15 protein-coding genes are annotated in these 18,797 nt (G+C 50.3%); 5 read left to right on the forward strand and 10 right to left on the reverse strand.

From position 1 onward, the window contains the following. Positions 1-17: 17 nt before the first annotated feature. From ACYVAM_RS24080 to ACYVAM_RS24090, 3 genes are all read right to left on the reverse strand, one after another. Positions 18-1,958 carry a 3-keto-disaccharide hydrolase gene (locus tag ACYVAM_RS24080; protein WP_461071841.1) on the reverse strand — a complete coding sequence of 647 codons (1,941 nt, stop codon included), beginning with the start codon at positions 1,956-1,958 and terminating at the stop codon, positions 18-20. A 312-nt stretch (positions 1,959-2,270) separates the two neighbouring features. Next, positions 2,271-3,848 carry a glycoside hydrolase gene (locus ACYVAM_RS24085; protein ID WP_461071843.1) on the reverse strand — a complete coding sequence of 526 codons (1,578 nt, stop codon included), beginning with the start codon at positions 3,846-3,848 and terminating at the stop codon, positions 2,271-2,273. A 158-nt stretch (positions 3,849-4,006) separates the two neighbouring features. After that, complete coding sequence (locus tag ACYVAM_RS24090; protein ID WP_461071845.1) at positions 4,007-4,402, reverse strand: hypothetical protein; 396 nt, start codon at positions 4,400-4,402, stop codon at positions 4,007-4,009. Positions 4,403-4,713: 311 nt separating this feature from the next. Between ACYVAM_RS24090 and ACYVAM_RS24095 the strand changes: the two genes are divergently transcribed. The 3 genes from ACYVAM_RS24095 (at position 4,714) to ACYVAM_RS24105 (ending at position 8,332) form a co-directional block, all read left to right on the forward strand. After that, entirely contained in the window at positions 4,714-5,718 is a 1,005-nt protein-coding gene (locus tag ACYVAM_RS24095) for an NAD(P)/FAD-dependent oxidoreductase (protein ID WP_461071847.1), read from the forward strand. A gap of 1 nt (position 5,719) precedes the next feature. After that, positions 5,720-6,043: a 2Fe-2S iron-sulfur cluster-binding protein gene (locus ACYVAM_RS24100; protein WP_461071849.1), complete on the forward strand. Its 324-nt coding sequence runs from the start codon at positions 5,720-5,722 to the stop codon at positions 6,041-6,043. Positions 6,044-6,214: 171 nt separating this feature from the next. Beyond that, positions 6,215-8,332 (forward strand): S9 family peptidase, encoded by a 2,118-nt coding sequence (locus ACYVAM_RS24105; protein WP_461071851.1) that lies wholly within the window; start codon positions 6,215-6,217, stop codon positions 8,330-8,332. Positions 8,333-8,749: 417 nt separating this feature from the next. Here ACYVAM_RS24105 and ACYVAM_RS24110 read toward each other — a convergent pair whose 3' ends face one another. From ACYVAM_RS24110 to ACYVAM_RS24135, 6 genes are all read right to left on the reverse strand, one after another. Beyond that, a complete protein-coding gene (locus ACYVAM_RS24110) occupies positions 8,750-9,679 on the reverse strand; it encodes a nucleoside hydrolase (protein WP_461071853.1) in 930 nt (309 codons plus the stop codon). A gap of 27 nt (positions 9,680-9,706) precedes the next feature. Continuing rightward, a complete protein-coding gene (gene bla, locus ACYVAM_RS24115; protein WP_461071855.1) occupies positions 9,707-10,477 on the reverse strand; it encodes a subclass B1 metallo-beta-lactamase in 771 nt (256 codons plus the stop codon). Positions 10,478-10,490: 13 nt separating this feature from the next. Next, positions 10,491-12,380 (reverse strand): CocE/NonD family hydrolase, encoded by a 1,890-nt coding sequence (locus ACYVAM_RS24120; protein ID WP_461071857.1) that lies wholly within the window; start codon positions 12,378-12,380, stop codon positions 10,491-10,493. Between the two features lie 207 nt (positions 12,381-12,587). Further along, positions 12,588-13,727 carry an amidohydrolase gene (locus tag ACYVAM_RS24125; protein ID WP_461071859.1) on the reverse strand — a complete coding sequence of 380 codons (1,140 nt, stop codon included), beginning with the start codon at positions 13,725-13,727 and terminating at the stop codon, positions 12,588-12,590. A gap of 27 nt (positions 13,728-13,754) precedes the next feature. After that, positions 13,755-13,958, reverse strand: coding sequence for a hypothetical protein (locus ACYVAM_RS24130; protein ID WP_461071861.1), 204 nt, complete (start codon positions 13,956-13,958; stop codon positions 13,755-13,757). 61 nt (positions 13,959-14,019) lie between these two features. Further along, entirely contained in the window at positions 14,020-15,567 is a 1,548-nt protein-coding gene (locus tag ACYVAM_RS24135; protein WP_461071863.1) for a S10 family peptidase, read from the reverse strand. 232 nt (positions 15,568-15,799) lie between these two features. Here ACYVAM_RS24135 and ACYVAM_RS24140 point away from each other — a divergent pair, with 232 nt between their 5' ends. Both ACYVAM_RS24140 and ACYVAM_RS24145 read left to right on the forward strand, forming a co-directional pair. Then, positions 15,800-17,074: a M20/M25/M40 family metallo-hydrolase gene (locus ACYVAM_RS24140; RefSeq protein WP_461071865.1), complete on the forward strand. Its 1,275-nt coding sequence runs from the start codon at positions 15,800-15,802 to the stop codon at positions 17,072-17,074. 90 nt (positions 17,075-17,164) lie between these two features. Next, positions 17,165-17,950 carry an NIPSNAP family protein gene (locus tag ACYVAM_RS24145; RefSeq protein ID WP_461071867.1) on the forward strand — a complete coding sequence of 262 codons (786 nt, stop codon included), beginning with the start codon at positions 17,165-17,167 and terminating at the stop codon, positions 17,948-17,950. Between the two features lie 77 nt (positions 17,951-18,027). Here ACYVAM_RS24145 and ACYVAM_RS24150 read toward each other — a convergent pair whose 3' ends face one another. Further along, positions 18,028-18,753 carry an NrtR DNA-binding winged helix domain-containing protein gene (locus ACYVAM_RS24150; protein ID WP_461071869.1) on the reverse strand — a complete coding sequence of 242 codons (726 nt, stop codon included), beginning with the start codon at positions 18,751-18,753 and terminating at the stop codon, positions 18,028-18,030. Between the last annotated feature and the right edge of the window lie 44 nt (positions 18,754-18,797).

The raw sequence follows: 18,797 nt of genomic DNA on the forward strand, positions 1-18,797 counted from the left end.
GGTCAGAAAGTTGAGCGTTACCAGATAATCGAGTAGGTCACTGTACCGGCGGCATTGGCTAACTTTATAGGCAGCAGCATTTCTTTCGTTTTTTGCGCTGTCGTACGGATAACGGGTTTCTGTTTAGCTGGTAGCTCAATAAAATACTGCTTGTCATTAACGGCATACAGTCCGTTCGGCAATTCCGTAATGTCATTCCCTTCAGCCACCCGGCACCAGATTTCTCCCCGAGTGGACGCTACCGGAGTGGATGCTCCCGGAGTGGACGCTCCCGGAGTGGATGCTCCCGACGAAGGCATTACCGCAAACGAGTGGGTGAGCTTATGTCCATCTTCTTCCGCAGCAAATGATTCGCGTACCTGCGAGGCACCCAATGTGTATTTGAAAATGGGCCGACCCTTGGCATCGACATCGTACCCCATGTTATTATAGGTAGCGTTGGAGTCAGGCCAGACAGCGTTTTGGTCGGCCAGGTACGTTAGCGAAGGCTTGCCCGGCAGTTCGATGACACTCCCTAAAGGAACCGATAACTGGGTTTCTCCCCGTCCGTACCACATCGGTGTCGTTTCCAGAAAGTCGCCCCGCCAGATTTGCAGAAATTCACCTTTCCGTAAATCGACGGTGTAATTTACATGGCTTGGTTCGCCGACGGATATGGTATGCGTATGTTTCTGGCCGTGGTGATTGACAAAGCCACGTTGCATAACCGGTTCCGTTTTGGCCAGCACCGCAATCTCGCCGACCGGCTCTTCGACGCGAATCACCTGATTCAGAGTAGTGTATTGAACGCCAGGGCCTTCAATACCCAGAATAATGTCATTTCGGCGGGCGTACCATAGACCAAAGTTTTTGTAGTAAGCCAGCACAACCGGATGATCACCTGCATCCAACTGTACCATCGTTGAAGCTGTGCCACCATTTTTGCCACTAATGCTCAGAACGGGTTTGTTATCGATCGTCAACTCGCCAGCGCCATTTGGATTCGCAGGATTGGTTTCAGTCGGAATCCAGTTCAGGTTTAGGTTCAGCGCGTACTGGCCCGAACGGGGGATGTGCAGGACGCCGGTAATTTTGCCGCCAAACTTATCCCGGCTACCGGGGGCCGAATGCGCCAGCATATTGATGTCCATTTCCCGCTTGGGCGTGAGCGAACTGAAGTCATTGACCGATGCGAACTTGCCTTCGTAGGCACTCAGCTTCATTTTCGTGAGCGTTACGGGCTCGGTTCCGTAGGACTTGTATTGGATATCCCGAATGGCTACCGGGCCATGATCACCCTGAATCATGAGTGAGCCGGTTGGCTTCTCATCCTGGAAAGCGGCAGAGCGCGTCGGTCCTAGTACCTCGACGTTTTCCTGAACGGTTACGCCGTTCAAAACTACCTTCAGGAAGCGGGCATTCGCTATTTTTTCGCCTTTTTCATTGAATCGGGGTGCTTTGAAGACAATGCTCAAGTGCTGCCAAAGGCCCGGCGCTTTACTTACATTCTGAGCCGGTGGATGGCCTTCGTATCCTTTTCGGCCCTCAGGGCGGCTATCGTCCCAGCGTTCATAAATTGCCCCGCAATCACTTGCTTTTGGTACGTTGGCGCCCCAGCTATCGAACAACTGAACTTCATAACGGCTTTCGAGGTAGATTCCGGAATTCGACCCTTTTTCCAGCATGAAATCGAGTTCCAGCTCCAGGTCGCCGTGTTCCATTTTCGTAAAAAGATGGTCTTTGCTTTTTCCCGAGGGGTCATTGACCAGAATGCCCGTGCCCGACTTTATGGTGCCTTTTCCTGGTTTAGCCAGGTCATAAAAAACATCACCTACGATTTTCCAATTGCCACCGGCAGGCTTAAAGTCGTTCAGATTCTGAAGGTTAATTGTTGCGTAGGGTATTTGGTTTGGTTGCGCTGATGCACCCAGGGCGCAGAGCAACAGGCAAAGAAGAGAACAACAGACGTTGCGTCGCATAGTTAAATAAAAACAAATGATAAGCAGGAATAAGGGTACTTAATAGCGCCAACGAGCATGGACTCTATTGGATTAGGCAAAAACAGGGCTTGATCGGCAAAACATAAACGAGTGAACTGGCTGCTCTGATCATATCCGTATACAGAAGCCAAAAAAACAGATCAAAAATAGTTGAATCTATTCATTATTTATGATAACAATTGCTGGACAATTTTACAAATTGTTCGCAGTTTATCACTTTTTAGGGATTACCCTAGGTGGAAACGGACATGAGTATTATGCACATAAAACATGGCTCGACCATGCCCAAGCCTATTCATACGTGCCAACCAGCGTTACAACTGATGTTGGCTCGGCCTGAATCTGGTTGGCCGGAACAATGGCTTTAGCCAGCGATTTAGCCGCCGTTGTGGTGTAACTCGCAAAGCGATTATACTTGATACGTACACCGCTAATGGGTAGCGTTACCGCATTCGGCGTCATGTTGATGCAAACGAGTACCAGTCGTTTTCGAACGGGGTCTTTATAAGCCGACACCATGCATTGGCTGGCTTCGGCTACCGGATTGCTGGCTGCACCAAGGCGAACGCCAACCCGTTTCATGCCCGGTCGGACAAAACGGGCATAGTTGCCAAACGCCCATAGCTGTTTAGAGTCCAGCACCTGTCCATCCTGCCGAGCGTTGTCATGCTGTTTATAGCCGCCGTCGGGGCCATTGATGTATACGAGTCCATCGCTATAGTTGTACGGATTGATGGCCAGCCACCACTGCCACGAGGTCACATTGGCTACGGTCAGGTCATTGTGAATGACTTTTGCCACATAGAGGCCATATGACATATCCGTATGGCGTGGACTGCCGTTGTAATTGCCGCAAATATCGCCCAATACGCCAAATTCACTTTGCCACAACATCGGGTTACCAACCGCTTTGGCACGCTGGGCGGCCTTCTGGCGAATCGCTACTAATGTTGAGTCGGTACAGGTTGTGAAATAGCTATGATAAGCCCAGATGGGCGCAACGTTGGGCAACTTGGGAAGGGGAGCGGCAAAAAAATAGTCGAGTTGATTGCCTCGCCCGCTCTCCGCTTTTTCGTAGAGGAAATTCAACTGGCCCGCTTCGCCCGTAACAACCGTCGTTTTGGCTTTGCTGGTCAGCAGTTTTGTCGATAAAGCATGCGCTACGTCGGCAATGTCTTTGTTTTCGGCGGGCGACCCTTCCTGATTAGCTTTCCCGTTTTTTCCAGCGGTCCAGTCCCACTGTGGTTCGTTGATGGGGCTTATATAATCGAACTTGAAATGAGTGGCAACTGTCACTAAAAAATCGGCGAAGGACGACAGCGAGGCTGGTTTAAGGTTGAAGGCTTTTCCTCCTGCCGAAAACGCTTTGCCATTGCGCGTCATCTGTACGGGTGGTGAGTTGGTGAAGCCCAGCGTGTACGGAACGCCCCGACGGCGGGCGGCCTGTAAAAACCACTGACTTCCGGCTTGTTTGCTCCAGTCATAGTGGCCGTCAGGTGTTAGAAAGCACGCTTCCCGGCGCCACTCATCCGTGATTAAACTGCTGTCTTTTTGTTCATAACTCCCGGCGCCAATGTTCATTCGCCAGAGCGAGAGGCCTATGCCTTTAGGCTGACCATTGAACAGGGTATCCAGACTGAAGAGAAGGTCAGCTATCTGATTCTTTTTCGTTTCGTTTTGCCAGGTACCAATAAACTTAGCCGACCAGCAATCGGATGCACCAAAGCTATGAATCGTCTGAAATTCTTCCCTGAGATTGAGTGTAACGGGTAAGAATGCCCGAAAAACGGGCTTCTTGATAATGACTTTACTGCCCAGGCTGGTAAATACCAATAGGTTGAATAAAATAGCTTTGTAGACCAGTTTCATTGCAAACAAGGAGTAGGACCCAATAAGGTGCCAGACGTTGAAGCTGGCTAGTCACTAAATCTACCTGCTTGTTCGAAAAAGAAGCCACCGGTCCTTGTGTCGGAAAATGGCTTTACCGGATTAAGTAAGAAGGTTGCCTAAGCTGCTCCTGCACAGGGCTAGGCAGGCAGTAGGGCCGCTAACCAAAGCTTTGTTCGCGCCTGCTGGTTCAGTTTATTGATAATGCGAGTGTGCATCGCCAGCTTTTTGTAATTTTCTGTCCCTACCGGCTGGTCCGGGCAGTTTATCTGCTCCATATCCATGACCAGGCTTTCCATTTGTTCTTGTACTATCTTCAGGAGGGTTATGATCTGATCGACAGGGCATTGGCCAATATATAAACGACTCGATGCTGCACGTGTCTTTTTCGTTGCCTTATTCTGGCTGATACAGGCTAACAAGCTGGAGTAGTTTTCGTGCAGAAGAGCGGTTGCTTCAGCCCATTCTGTCAGTGTATTGAACGACGTATTTATCGTTTGTAATTGATTGGCTGTATTCTTCGGTAGAGCAGTCATATCGGGCGTTTTGGTAAATGTTTGACTATACGAATTGTAGTTGTGTTGAACAAAATCTTGTGCTATAACTGCTTACGTAAAAATCGGTATAATGTATTTAAGCAGAACTTCCGGGCTATATACATGCGCTATTCTGCTCACTTAGCGGGAAATGGATGAATGCATCACGTATTCCATTTGTTAATCCATCATCACAAGGTATGATAAGTCTTAACCGTAGGTGTGCGCTTACTTTGCAGAGTAGACGGTTAGACTTAATATAAGTAACACAAAAGATTAACGAGTAGATAAAATCGACTCGTTCACTAGAGATGATAACGACAGACATTTGTATTATTGGCGCTGGTCCGGTGGGCCTGTTTGCTGTTTTTGAAGCTGGTTTATTGAAAATGCGCTGTCACCTGATCGATGCGTTACCACAGGTTGGTGGGCAACTCTCCGAGATTTATCCGCAGAAACCCATTTATGACATCCCTGGCTATCCGGCCATCAACGCGCAGACACTGGTCGATAACCTGATGGAGCAGATTGCTCCTTTCAATCCTGGCTTTACGCTGGGCGAACGCGTTGAGTCGCTCGACCGTCAGGACGACGGCTCCTACATAATTACGACCAGCGACGGCACAGCCGTGCATTGCCAGGTGGTCGTCATTGCGGGCGGGCTGGGCAGTTTTGAACCCCGAAAACCCGAGATTTTGAACCTGGAGCAATTTGAAGGAAAGGGCGTCGCCTACATGGTCAAAAATCCCGAGCAGTTACGCAACCGACGGGTGGTGCTGGCTGGTGGGGGTGACTCGGCCCTCGACTGGACCATTTTCCTGGCCGACATAGCGAAAGAAGTAACGCTGGTTCACCGGAGCGACAGTTTCCGGGGGGCTCCCGATTCGGCTGAGAAAGTGGTTGAACTGGCCAAACAGGGACGAATTAATCTCGTGCTTCAGTCGAATATTACCAGCATTACGGGGAATGGCCATTTGCAGGAAGTTAACATTACGGCAAAAGACAAGTCGGTCACGACTCTACAAGCTGATAATCTGATTCCTCTTTTTGGCTTAACGCCCAAACTGGGACCCATTGCCGATTGGGGATTAAGCATCGACAAATCCGCTATTAGCGTCGATACGACCGATTACTCCACAAATGTCGAGCGGATCTATGCGATCGGTGATATTAATACCTATCCGGGTAAGCTCAAGCTGATTTTGTGTGGTTTTCATGAGGCTGCGCTCATGTGCCAGAGCGCCTTTCACCACGTCCACCCGAATCAAAAACTGAGTTTCAAATACACAACCGTCAACGGTGTTCCTACCTTTTAATATGATTACATTCACCGTAGAAGACCGCAATGGCGAACAGAAACCGGTAGAGGTACCCGAAGGCATCAGTCTGAGCCTGATGGAGGTGCTGAAAGCGTCGGACTATAATATTCTGGCGACCTGTGGCGGGATGGCCCTCTGTGCAACCTGCCATGTTCAGGTAATAAATGGGTTCGATAATTTACCGTCAGCCCAGGATCTCGAACTGGACATGCTCGATACTCTGCCCGATGCTGACTCGGACAGCCGACTGGCCTGTCAGATTCGGGTAGATGAGGCTCTGGAAGGGGCTATTTTTAGAATAAAGAGCGAGGAGCCTTCCTAGATAAATTGGTTTGTGGGAAAAGCCATCAGCTATGGCTGATAATTAATGGTACTATTAAACTGATTGTTAGAATTTTATTTGGCCTGTTCATTAGAATAGAAAATAAAAAAGCTTATTTGAGTTTGTTTCATAGACTACTCAAATAAGCTTTTTTAGTTTAAACATCGACTCATGAATAAGTTTACGTTGCTGGGCCTTGTCGTGGGGCTCTGGTTGTGCCAATCTGTTCAGGCTCAGACCTTCTCGCTGGAAGCGGTAAAGAGTTACCCTTTCCCAAATGAACTGACCAGTTCGGCAAAGGGCGCACGTATTGCGTGGGCCTTCAATGAGCAGGGTAAACGGAATGTGTACGTAGCCGAAGGGCCCGACTTTACGCCCCGAAAACTGACCAATTACACCGAAGATGATGGACAGGAAATTACGAGTTTGTCCATTTCTGACGACGGAAAGTGGGTAATCTACGTGCGGGGTGGTGATCATGGCTCCAACTGGGATGAAGAATTACCCGTCAATACCCTATCGACGCCCGTGCCGCCTAAGGTTCAGATCTGGAGCATTCCGTTTGCCGGTGGTGAGGCCAAAGCTATTGCCGAGGGCGATGCGCCAACTATTTCGCCCAAAAGCGACCGCGTTGCCTTTATCAAAGGTGGTCAGGTTTGGGTGGCTCCCCTGGATGCTTCTTCAGCGGCCAAAGCCATGTTTACCGTCCGGGGTACGAACAGCTCCGTTCAGTGGTCGCCGGATGGCTCGAAACTGGCCTTCGTGTGTGATCGGAAGGATCATGCCTTTGTGGGCGTTTTTACCAGCGAAACAACACCCATTATGTGGATCGCACCGTCGTTTTCGCAGGACGATTCGCCCCGCTGGGCACCCGACGGGAAGCGACTTGTATTTGTTCGTACACCCGGTTCGGGCGGTGCCCCCGATTCACTGCTAACGCGTAAGCATCACCCCTGGTCGATCTGGACGGCCGATGTTACCTCGGGTAATGCATCCCAGATCTGGCAGGCGCCCAAAACGCTGGCAGGTTCGGTACCGTCTACGAACGGAGGGGTTAACCTGCACTGGGCCGCTAATGAGCGTATTGTTTTCCTGTCCTATCAGGATGGCTGGCCTCACCTGTATTCCATTGCCTCAACGGGTGGCGCTCCTTTATTATTAACATCCGGGTCATTTATGGCCGAACACATTACCATGAGCCACGACCGGAAATGGTTGTTATTCAGTGGAAATACGGGTCCTGATAAACTGGATATCGATCGGCGGCATGCTATTCGTGTTCCCGTCGATAAAGCGGCTATGGAGGTGCTTACGCCGGGAGCGGGTCTCGAATGGACACCCGTCGTGACGGGGGACGGCGCTACCATTGCGATGATCAGCGCCACAGCCCAACGCCCACCGCTACCAACGGTGATGGCCTTTGCCAAAGGAACCCCTAAGGTGTTAGCCCAAAATCTGGTACCGGCCAACTTCCCGACCAGTCAGTTGGTAGTACCCAAACAGGTAACCTTTAAGTCGCCGGATGGGATGAACGTTCATGGTCAGCTTTTTGAACCAGCGGGTGGACCTTCTAAAAAGCCAACGCTCATTTATGTGCATGGCGGCCCTCCGCGCCAAATGCTGTTAGGCTGGAATTATTCAGATTATTATGCTAATTCATACGCCCTAAACCAGTATCTGGCCAGCCAGGGGTTTGTGGTCTTATCGGTCAATTACCGGCTGGGTATTGGGTACGGCTATGCATTTCATCAGCCAGAAAATGGCGGAGCAACGGGCGCATCAGAATATCAGGATGTGCGGGCAGCGGCCGTATGGCTTGCCGAACAGCCACAGGTTGACGCAACCAAAATCGGTATTTATGGCGGCTCCTATGGTGGTTACCTGACGGCGCTTGCGCTCGCCCGTGATTCTAAACTCTTTGCGGCTGGTGTAGATATTCATGGTGTTCATGACTGGAGCCAGCAACGGTATGGCGTTAGCTCGACGGATCGGTATGAAAAAATTCCGGATGCCGACAAAGCGGCTAAAATTGTCTGGGAGTCGTCGCCAGTTTCGTCGATCAGTGGCTGGACATCACCCGTGCTCATCATTCATGGCGACGATGACCGGAATGTGCGCTTCAATCAAAGCACCGACCTGGTCCGGCGTCTCGAAAAGCAGGGCGTTCCGATGGAAAAGCTGGTGATCGTGGACGATACGCACCACTGGATGAAGCATACCAATGCCCTGAAAATGAGTGCCGCTACCGCCGACTATTTCAAACGCAAGCTGATGAAGCCAAAGCAGTAGTTTCGGGTTTTGATGACGCGAACGTCTTCAGGAATTTAGGCACAATGAGTATGAGGTTAGGGCAGTATCCAAATTTCCGTGGTTCCTGTCTTTACATAGCGTACATTCTCATCTTTTTTCGGTCGCGTAGCGATCCAATGTTTGTAGAAATACCCACCCTGGTCCGCCGTTTCTGGTCGCGTAGCGATCAAACGGCTACTGGGTTGGATCGCTACGCGAACATTAAATGGGAAGATAGCCTAGGTTTACTATAAACATTGGATCGCTACGCAACCAGAAAAGAGGTGCGCATACGCTAGATGAGGATATGGAGCGGAAAAGTAACTTATTTTGTCTTTACCTAGCGGCTATGCCGAACATAGGGAAAAGTGGTAGACATTTTATTTAGCTAATCGGCTGAGGTAGCATCCCGTCGTCTTAACGCCTAAACTGTGCCAGCAGGTAGTCATAAAAATAGGCCACATTCACGTCGGTTGCAATAGTCAGTTCATAGCCCGATTCGTCCAGATATGTTTGTCCGGCGTTGGGTGGCCGGGTGCTGACGTTCGCTTTCACCCGTTCGGTGGTGAAGTGTTCAGGCATGGCCAGGTAACTGGTTGCCAGAATATCCCACATGAAATAGGTGTATTGATAACTAGGAATAGTGTCGATGGTCAGCGCCCAGAGCTGGCCCGTGAGGTTGGACAGCCTGTAGTCAATCTGCGTGGCTAACGTAGACAGGAACTGCTTGGTGACAGGCACATGATTCGTGACATCCAGCGGAATAAGGGTCAACGGTAATTCATAGGATACCAGCTTTTGCGAACTGATCGGGTCCCAGAATACATTCCATTCGGCCGAGCCATCGTGCTGGTAGGTCTGCACATTGCCGGGAACGCGAAACGCCCCGGCCATCCAGACAACTTCCGCAATTTTCTCTTTCAACGCTGGTGCCTTCTCCAACGCCAGTACCAGATTGGAGCAAGGCCCCGTCATCAGAACACTTACCTGCTCGGTAGCCTTCGTCAACGTCTCGATGATCAACTCGGGCGCACTCAAATACGAGTACGGATCGGGCGACTTGGGTAGATTGATCAGCAGCGGTAAGGCATTGATTATTTCGGGTCGTGCCCGCCATTCGCCCGGAAAGGCATTGATTCCGTAGTAATCACCCCGCCCCAGGGGAATATGTTCCTGCCCCATCAACTGAAGCAATTTATACGTCGATTCGAGAGCGGGCTCAATGTAACAATCGGCGGGCGTAACCGTGACACCAATCAGCTCGACATCGGGCATGGTCAGAACGAGCAACTGCGATAACAGATCGTCAATGGCCCCATCGTGGTCCATCAGGAGAAGTTTGGGCATTTTAAAAGGCAATGCTTTAATGGTCAGTTATTTATTTTTGGCTGCGGCATGCTTTGCCAGCAGTTGCAATGTATGTTCCAGCGATTTTGTATCTCCCCAATCCTGATGGCCGGGCACCACAATTCGGGCTCCTCCAAAGTGGTTCATCAGCGTTCGAATGGAGCCCGCCCATTGATTCAGGTTCGCATCGGCGAGGTTGCCCATGCCAAAAGCCGCTACGCTTTTAATCAGACAGCCGCCATACAGTATCTGCCGCTTAGGTAGCCAGACCACAATGTTATCACTGGTGTGCCCCTCGCCAGGAAAGAAACAGCGAATGGGCTCCTGACCGATCGAAAAGGTTGTGTCGTTCGGCAAAATACCGTCGGGTGCCTGAAAGCCCAGCGCAACCGATTTGCGGGCCGTCAATGGTGTGCTGACTACCCGGATACCGGCTTTACGGAGCTCGCTTATACCGCCCACCCGATCTTCGTGGGCGTGCGTAACGATACAAAGCCGGACCGGCTGATGCAGGTTGTCGCTGACCCATTGGAGCAACTGGCGCGTATTGTCGGTGTTGGTATCCGTATCCCAGCCCGTATCAACCAGAACGACGCCATCGGCGGTGTTAACAATTAGCCCGTTAGACGGGAACGGTGTTTTTCCGTACATGCCATAGGTTGTATGGACATAAACCTGGTCGTTGACTGGGGTAACTGCAAGCGTTGGCTTGGGTTGCGCCCGAGCATAACAGGCTCCCCAGAAGAGGACGGCTAAGGTAAACAGCACCCGCATGTGTTTGGGTTGAAAATCAGTCATTTATTTGAATAAATTACTGAGGCAGTACGCCTACTTTCAGGAAGCTAACGCCCGGCTTGCCATGGTAAACCCGATGAGTTGCTTTCTTGTAATCAGCCTCTTTCGCGCTGAAAACGGGGACAAATGTTTGTGGGTTCCGGTCGCTCCAGGGGAAGCATGAACTCTGTATCTGTACCATAAGCCGATGTCCTTTTTTGAACGTATGCAACACGTCCTGTAATTCGACAGCAACCGGAGTGGGCTGATTTGGGGTAAAGGGTTCCGGTTTGCTGATGTTGTTGCGGTAGCGGCCCCGAATAATATCACTTCGCACCAACTGCTGATAATCACCGTAAACGACGTCTGGTTTTTTGGGATCCTGGGGCGCATCAGGCGGATAGACATCGATGACTTTAACAACCCAGTCGGCATCGGTGCCCGTAGTGGAAACGGTAAGCTGGGCCAGAATTGGTCCGGCCAACGTTAAATCTTCGGTCAGTGCATCGGTTTGGAAGGTCAGCACATCCGGGCGAGCCGAAGCAAATCGCTGGTCTTCGACCATGTAATCGGCGGAGAAACCGTCGTTGATTTTGCTGGAAAATGGTACCGGGTGAGCCGGGTCGGAGGGGAATTCGGAAAAGGCCGCGCCGGTTGCTGACGGGGTAAAGCTGAGCTTGCCATTTCCCGCCAGGTACAGTTGTTTCTGAACGGTACCCTTCGGCGGATAGGTGTCGAAGGAACGCCAGCGATTTGACCCCGTTTCAAACAGGGTGGCTTCGGGAAGGGTTAGGGGAGTAGCCTCGTTGAAGAGGTAATGTTTAAAGAATTTCGCTTCGATATTTTCCTGATAATAGGGCGACACCTTCGAACCAAAATCCAGATCAGCCAGCGTTTGCCCCGATGGACCCGCCCAGCCACCATGCACCCAGGGACCTACCACGAAGATGCTCTGAATGCCCGGATTCTGCTTTTCAATGGCCTTGTACGTATTAAACGTGCCAAATAAATCCTGTTCATCATACCAGCCGCCGACAACCATGACAGCCTGCTTAATGCCTTTGAGGTGTGGTAGAATATTCCGTTTTTTCCAATGCTCGTCGTAATCCGGGTGCTCGAAATTCTCGTGATAGTATTTGTTGCGCCCCTTGTAATAAGCGCTCTCCGAATTGGCCGTTGAACCCATATTCAGGTAAAAATGATACCCATCGGGATCGTTGATGTCGAAAAGGGCGGGTGGATTTTGTTTGGTTGGCTGCTTGTGTTCCTGAAAATAAGTGTAGAAACTAAAGTTAGCCGCAATCATAAACGCCCCGTTGTGGAAAGCATCATCGCGCCAGAGGTCGGCCATCGGGGCCTGCGGGGAAGATGCTTTCAACGCTGGATGCCCGGAAACGGCCCCCGCCGATGTGAAGAAACCAGGATAGCTGATACCCCATTGCCCCACGTTGCCGTTGGTATTAGGGACATTTTTCAGCAGCCAGTCGATGGTATCATAGGTGTCAGAAGCCTCGTCATGGTCGGCGTTTCCTTTCTTGACATCTACATGCGGAGTCATTTCCACGAACGTCCCCTCGGATGCCCAGCGCCCACGAACATCCTGATACACAACAATATAATTGTCGCGGAGCATGAATGCATTTGGGCCAACCCGCCGACGGATGCGATCAACGCCATAAGGCTGACAACTATAAGGCGTCCGTTGCATGATGATTGGATGTTTAACGCTCTGGTCTTTTGGTGCATATACCTGCGTAAACAGTTTAGTGCCATCGCGCATGGGCACCATGAACTCAGATTTCTGGTAATTTTCCCGCACATAAGCTGAATCCTGGGCGGGCGTAAATGGGTATGGGTTGGCCGGTGGCGTCGTTTGGGCAACGACAAATACAGGCAGCAGCAGCAGCAGTGTGACGAGTGTTTTCAAGAGATATCCGACGGAATTATTTTTGATGCAAAATAGAGCTTTATTGCGCTGGTCGATGGTATTTGTTGGTAATTGTGTTGACGTTGTGTTGGTCCTAATCTTTTTAATTCCTTTACTTCTAAATTCCCTTCAGGAGATTCAGGGGTAAAGGAATTGACGAAAAATACATTTATGCGCTAAAAGGAAGCAGAGTCCAAGATGGGCTATTCAGGAATGAGCCATCTCGATTAGCTCAAAAAATAATTGGGCGGCTGGCTCGATCAGGTTATCGTTAAAATCATAGTCGTCATTGTGCAGGGCTGGCGAATCCTCTCCATTGCCGATTCCAAACATAGCGCCAGTGAAATGCTGGGTGAATAACCCGAAATCTTCACCCCATTTGAAGGGTTCCTGTTTTTCAACAAACGCGTAGCCCAGGGTCAACGCACTACGTTTGATCTGCTCAAAAGCATCGGTGTCGTTTTCATTAGCGACGAAAGCCTCGGTGTAGCCTGTTTTTATGTCGAGGCCGCTTTCTGCAGATAGCTCGGCAAGTAGCGCCAGTAACTGAGTCGTCAGGGCTTCCATCCGTTTGGCATTTCGGGTTCTTAACGTTAGATGAACCTCCCCATAACCCGCCGATATGCCGTACGATTTTTCCCCCATCGTCGTATAAATTGGCGTTATCAGGGCAAAGCTATCTGAGCCTGGATCTGTGTTTTGTAATGGCCTGGTTTTAAGCAGAAAATCCGCCATCGTATAGGCTGGATTTAAGCCTTTTTCGGGTTCAGCAGAATGCGACACCTTCCCGTCGAAGGTGGCAATCAGGGTGAGGACGGAGGCTGTAAATGAGCCCGGTTTGCATACAATAACCCCTTGTTCGTAGCCGGGTAGATTATGCAGAGCGAAGGCACGGTCTGGATGAATACCAGAAAAGGCGGGGTCGGTCAATACCGCGTCGGCGCCTTTGCCATTTTCTTCGGCGGGCTGAAACACCAGATACACCCGGCCTTTGGCTACGGGTTTCCGGGCCAGTAAAGATGCCAGCCGGGTCAGAATGGCCGCGTGCCCATCGTGCCCACACTTGTGGGAAACGCCGTCGATTTTTGACCGATGGGCAAATGTGTTGACTTCCTGAATGGGCAAGGCGTCGATATCAGCTCGAATTAGCGTTACCGGCCCAGCCAGATCATCCCCATATTGAAGCAGCAACCCCGTTTGCGCGACTTCGGTAATACGAGTAGGATTGAACTGGCGGACAAAGCGTTTTATCCGTTTCTGCGTATCGACTTCCTCACACGACACTTCAGGAAACTGATGAAGCTCGTGCCGGAATCGAATGAAAAGGTCTGGTGTCTCTGAAGTCATGTGATACCGTCGGTCAGTAAGAGAGGCTTACATGTTGATCCATTCCCGGAATGAACCGGGTCGTTGGCCTATACAACTATAATAAGCCGCTAAAATACTGTTAATGATCAGGCAAATTAAAACGGTGGCAAACTGACCCCGGCCGCTTTTCATGGGAATAACCATGGCGAACATAACGAACCAAACAACAACCATTAAGACCGTAAGAACTACTTTTTTGACTTTTGCCATAAGGATGCTTGTTTAATAACTGCCGTGGGCGGGGTTAGCGTGGGTATTGGCCGTAACTCAGTTACCGACTTCCCGAATATTTGGCGGGCGCACTATTTTGAGGAGTGCTTTTCTGAATGAATTTTCTCAGGTGTTCATTGCTGGTAGCGAGGTCTTCTTTACGCAGATACATCATGTGTCCGCTCCGGTAGCCAACCCATTCCATTCGGTCGTTGAGTTTGCCGCTGGCGTCCATTTGCCACATGTTGTATTTGGCATTGAAATAATCGCAGGCCCCGTCATAATAGCCCGATTGCACCAATACGTGTAGATACGGATTTTGAGCCATTGCCTGACGCAGATTTTCGCCCGCGTGGTTGTTAGTGTTGTCCCAGGGGAACGTGGGGCCAAACATGTAATATTTCAGATCGGTTTTGTAGTTCAGCTCTTCGCGCATGAACATGTTGATGGCGGGCGTGAAGGAGTGCAGCCAGGAGGTTAGTTCCGCATTATAGTCGGGACCTACACCAGCATCTTTACTATCCATGCCCAGGTAGCGGGAGTCCAGCCGTCCCACCGTCTGACTTTTGCTCCGGAGCAGCTCTTTCCAGAAAAAATTAGCGGGTACATCCAGATTCTGCTGCATCACGGCCGTTTCGGATAAGCCCGAATACCGGGCCACTTTGGCCGCAATTTCCTTCCGTTTCTGGTCGCTCAATGAACCGCCCAGGGCCAGAGCGGGCAGGTATTCCGAAATTGTGAAGGCTTCTACTTCGGGCAGGATGTCCGTTAAGTCTTTCTTTTGTAAATCGGCCGGCAGAGCTTTGTGATACCAGGCGGTTGCCGCAAAGTAGGGGAGTTTAAGGGCTCCTTTCGCGGGGCCATCCCGTTCGATACCCAGATCCGTCGGCGACACTAGAACAACGCCATTTAAGTACATCCAGTGGGCATTCTGAAGTTCCAGCGCCAGGCCCGACACGCGGGTCGTGCCATAACTTTCACCAATCAAATACTTGGGCGACGCCCAGCGGTTGTACCGACTGACGAAGGTATTGAGCCAATCGGCCAGGTATTTGATATCGGCGTTGACACCGAAAAACAGTTTGGCTGCGGGTACGTCTTTATTGGCGGGCCGGGAGAATCCCGTATTGACCGGATCGACATACACGATGTCGGCCACATCCAGAATCGAGTTAGGATTGTCCTTGATACCATACGGCTGGGTAGGATAGCCCTCATCATCAATTTTCAGGATACGCGGGCCCGTGTAGCCGATCATCATCCAGACCGAAGCCGTACCGGGACCACCATTGAACGAGATAACCAGCGGACGGGTGGTTCTGTCGGTTACGTCGGACCGTTCGAAATAAGTGAAAAAGACGCCGGCAATGGGCTTGCCTTCTTCATCCCAAACGGGAATGGTACCTACGGTGGCTTTGTAGGGAACCCGCTGGCCTTTAATCGTCACCTGCCCCTGGGTCACCACCTGTGAATCCATGTTCAGTGTGCGGGATAAGGCGCCGGGCTTGTCTTCTTTTGGGGCTTGCTTTTCGGGACTGGCGGGCTTTTGGGCAAGGGTGCTGGTGAGGGTATAGCAACAGGTAAGCAGGATCAGGAAAGCGTGTTTCATGATTAGTGAAGTGACTGGCGTTGTGAATGGTGGTTTGGCGAGGGGCCATTTTCGACCGAAGATAAGAAGAATAGCCGCGAGAATCGTATATCCCGGGAAGTCGTATCATTATAAAATGGCTAACTCACTTGTATTGACTACTTATATAAATTCGATTTATAACGTCACGTCGTTGTAAGTTTACCGCTTAAAATTCCGTAGTTTGGCCCATTCGCCCAATTAAATTACAGTCATGAAGTCTATTTTATTTAGTCTGTTACTAATTACTCCTGGTGTATATGCCCAATCATTATCCAAACCCGAAACGGGTGTCGTTGCCACTGTCAAAAAGCAGATGCCCGAAACCGATGTCTTACTCCAAAAGGTCGTTAATATCAATAGTGGCTCACTGAATAAAGAAGGCGTACGAACCGTCGGCAAGCTGATGTCGGATGAACTCGATAAACTGGGGTTTAAAACGGAGTGGATTACGTTACCCGATTCGCTCAATCGAGCCGGGCACTTGGTGGCTACGCGGCAGGGCAAAAAAGGGAAAAAGCTGTTTCTGATTGGTCATCTGGATACTGTTTTTGAGAAGAGCCTACCGATGGAACCCTTCACACGGGTCAACGATTCGACGGCCTCGGGGCAGGGCGTCAATGACATTAAAGGGGGCGATGTGCTGGTTATTGCCGCCTTGAAAGCCCTAAATTACCATAAATTGCTCGATGACACATCCATTACGGTCTACTTTACCGGTGATGAAGAAAGCGGGGGCGGAGCTGCCAGCCGAATTGATTTTGTGGAACGGGCCAAAAAATGTGACATCGCCCTGGCCTTCGAAACGGCGCAGGGATTGCACAGTGTCACTACTGGTCGGCGGGGTTCCAGTAGCTGGACGCTCAACGTAAAAGCCCGAACGGGGCATTCGTCCCGGATTTTTAGCGACCTGGGTTACGGTGCTATTTATGAAGCCGTTCGCATTCTGAACGAGTTTCGGCGCACGTTGGGGCAGGAGCAATACCTGACCTTCAATCCCGGCTTGATCGTGGGCGGTTCGGAGGTGCATTATGATGACAAAACCGCCAAAGCAGAAACGATTGGAAAAACAAACATCGTGGCCGGAACGGCGCTGGTAAAAGGCGACCTACGGTTTCTGACCGAAGCCCAGAAAGAAAGTGCCCGAACCCGCATGCGCGAAATTGTCGAGAAATCTTTACCTCTGACAAAAGCAACGATCTCGTTTTCCGATGGTATTCCCGGAATGGAACCATCGGCGGCTAATGATGAACTTCGGAAACAACTGGACAAGCTCAGTCGCGATATGGGCATAGGCCCCGTTGTGGCGGGTGATCCGGGTTCGCGCGGAGCGGGTGATGTTTCATTTGTCGCGCAATACATGCCCTGTCTAGATGGATTGGGGGCGTCGGGTAAAGGGGCACACAGCATTGAAGAAACCATGAACACCAAAGAATATCCTTTATTGGTTCAACGGGCGGCTTTGTTCATTTACCGGCTGACGAGATAAGGGATTTTAACTCAGTTTTGAAAATTTTAGATCACCAATGTGAGTTTTTTTTGGTTTCCTGCTTTAATACCAAATACAACTTATTCAAGTATGTTCAGTAATTGTAAAGTAACAAGCACACGTTTTATTGGCCTTCTGTTGGCGCTCATCTTCAGCCTGAATTCGGGGTTTGGTTTTGCGCCCAAACGTGAATTTTACCAGGTCAAAATTTACCACCTTAAAGATAACAGCCAGAAAGACCGGCTGGAAACGTATTTGAAGCAGGCGTATCTGCCCGCGCTGCATCGGGCAGGTATCGGAAAAATTGGCGTCTTTACGCCCGCCGACGCCGATTCGCTGGTGTACCTGCTGATTCCGTTCAAATCGGTCGATCAGTTCATGGGCCTTCCCGAAACGCTGGCGAAAGACAAACAATACACGTCGGCCGGACAGGATTATCTGGAAACTACATTTGACAAGCCGGTCTATAAAGGATTTGAATCGATCCTGATGGAGTCATTTGCCGGTATGCCCAGCATGATCGTGCCGAAATTGAACGCACCAGCTTCCGAGCGTATTTATGAACTTCGCCGGTACGAAGCCGCTACCGAGAAATTGCATGAGAACAAGATCAGCCAGTTCAACAATGGCGAACTGGATATTTTCAAGCGGTTGGGTTTCAACACGGTGTTTTGTGGTCAGGTAAAAGTGGGTGGCAAACAACCGAGCATGATGTATATGACCTCGTTTGAAAACAAAACCGAGCGCGATGCTCACTGGAAAGCGTTCAGTGCCGATCCGGCCTGGAAAACCCTGAATGCGCTTCCCGAGTACGCCCACAATTTCCTGCGAGCCGACATTTACCTGTTGCATCCAACAGCCTATTCGGAAATTTAAGCTACCTGGTACACCGGAATTGATTCCGGTGTACCAAATAAAAAACGCTTCGTTAAGGCCACCCTTCCAATGGCTGGTTATTTCCGGAAGCGATAGAGGTAAGGTGCCTTGTTGGCGGCACCCGTGAACTTCTTATCAAGCCGTTCTAACACATTCAAATCCAGAATTTTCTTCTGGAAATTATTGCGGGCCAGGGGTTTATCAAAAATGGCTTCGTAGAGTTCCTGAACTTCCTTCATCGTAAATGTTTCGGGAAGCAGGTTAAAACCAATGAGCTTCTGGTCAAGGTTTAGCCGCAACGTATCAAGCGCACAGGCAATCATTTCGTTGTGGTCCATAATCAGCGTTGGCAGACGCTTGCAGTCATACCACCCAACGGACTGGTCAATATCACTTATCTGGGGAACAACCTTATTGATATCCACCAGCGCATAATACCCGATGGAAACGAAGCGTCGGGTGATCCACTCGAGTTCGGTTAGATTGAACGGCCCACTGCCCAACGTGTCCTGATTGAGTTCAACCAATTCCTGCAAAAAACGGATGTTGGTCCGCTCGGTATTGCCAAAGACCCGGAACTGCTCCAGATAAATGTCTTTCAAGCCGGTTCGTTCCTCCAGAATTCGGCGGGCGGCCTGGTCGATACTTTCCTTTTGGGAAATGAACCCACCCGGCAACGCCCAAAAATCACCCCTGAATTTGAGTTTAGGAATTAAGACGTTGAGTTGCTTTTCCTGATAACCGAAGATGATGCAATCAATGGAAAGCTGTTGAATATAGTCCTGTTCATGTAAGGAAGGCATACGGAGTCCGTTGAGTTCTGCTGAAAGTATGATGGTACAAATAT

Source organism: Spirosoma horti (genome assembly GCF_054776595.1).

Excerpts from the sequence above, each read along its gene's own strand:
- ACYVAM_RS24080 (WP_461071841.1), bottom strand. The coding sequence starts at position 1,958 with ATGCGACGCAACGTCTGTTGTTCTCTTCTTTGCCTGTTGCTCTGCGCC.
- ACYVAM_RS24085 (WP_461071843.1), bottom strand. The coding sequence starts at position 3,848 with ATGAAACTGGTCTACAAAGCTATTTTATTCAACCTATTGGTATTTACC.
- ACYVAM_RS24090 (WP_461071845.1), bottom strand. The coding sequence starts at position 4,402 with ATGACTGCTCTACCGAAGAATACAGCCAATCAATTACAAACGATAAAT.
- ACYVAM_RS24095 (WP_461071847.1), top strand. The coding sequence starts at position 4,714 with ATGATAACGACAGACATTTGTATTATTGGCGCTGGTCCGGTGGGCCTG.
- ACYVAM_RS24100 (WP_461071849.1), top strand. The coding sequence starts at position 5,720 with ATGATTACATTCACCGTAGAAGACCGCAATGGCGAACAGAAACCGGTA.
- ACYVAM_RS24105 (WP_461071851.1), top strand. The coding sequence starts at position 6,215 with ATGAATAAGTTTACGTTGCTGGGCCTTGTCGTGGGGCTCTGGTTGTGC.
- ACYVAM_RS24110 (WP_461071853.1), bottom strand. The coding sequence starts at position 9,679 with ATGCCCAAACTTCTCCTGATGGACCACGATGGGGCCATTGACGATCTG.
- bla (WP_461071855.1), bottom strand. The coding sequence starts at position 10,477 with ATGACTGATTTTCAACCCAAACACATGCGGGTGCTGTTTACCTTAGCC.
- ACYVAM_RS24125 (WP_461071859.1), bottom strand. The coding sequence starts at position 13,727 with ATGACTTCAGAGACACCAGACCTTTTCATTCGATTCCGGCACGAGCTT.
- ACYVAM_RS24130 (WP_461071861.1), bottom strand. The coding sequence starts at position 13,958 with ATGGCAAAAGTCAAAAAAGTAGTTCTTACGGTCTTAATGGTTGTTGTT.
- ACYVAM_RS24135 (WP_461071863.1), bottom strand. The coding sequence starts at position 15,567 with ATGAAACACGCTTTCCTGATCCTGCTTACCTGTTGCTATACCCTCACC.
- ACYVAM_RS24140 (WP_461071865.1), top strand. The coding sequence starts at position 15,800 with ATGAAGTCTATTTTATTTAGTCTGTTACTAATTACTCCTGGTGTATAT.
- ACYVAM_RS24145 (WP_461071867.1), top strand. The coding sequence starts at position 17,165 with ATGTTCAGTAATTGTAAAGTAACAAGCACACGTTTTATTGGCCTTCTG.
- ACYVAM_RS24150 (WP_461071869.1), bottom strand. The coding sequence starts at position 18,753 with ATGCCTTCCTTACATGAACAGGACTATATTCAACAGCTTTCCATTGAT.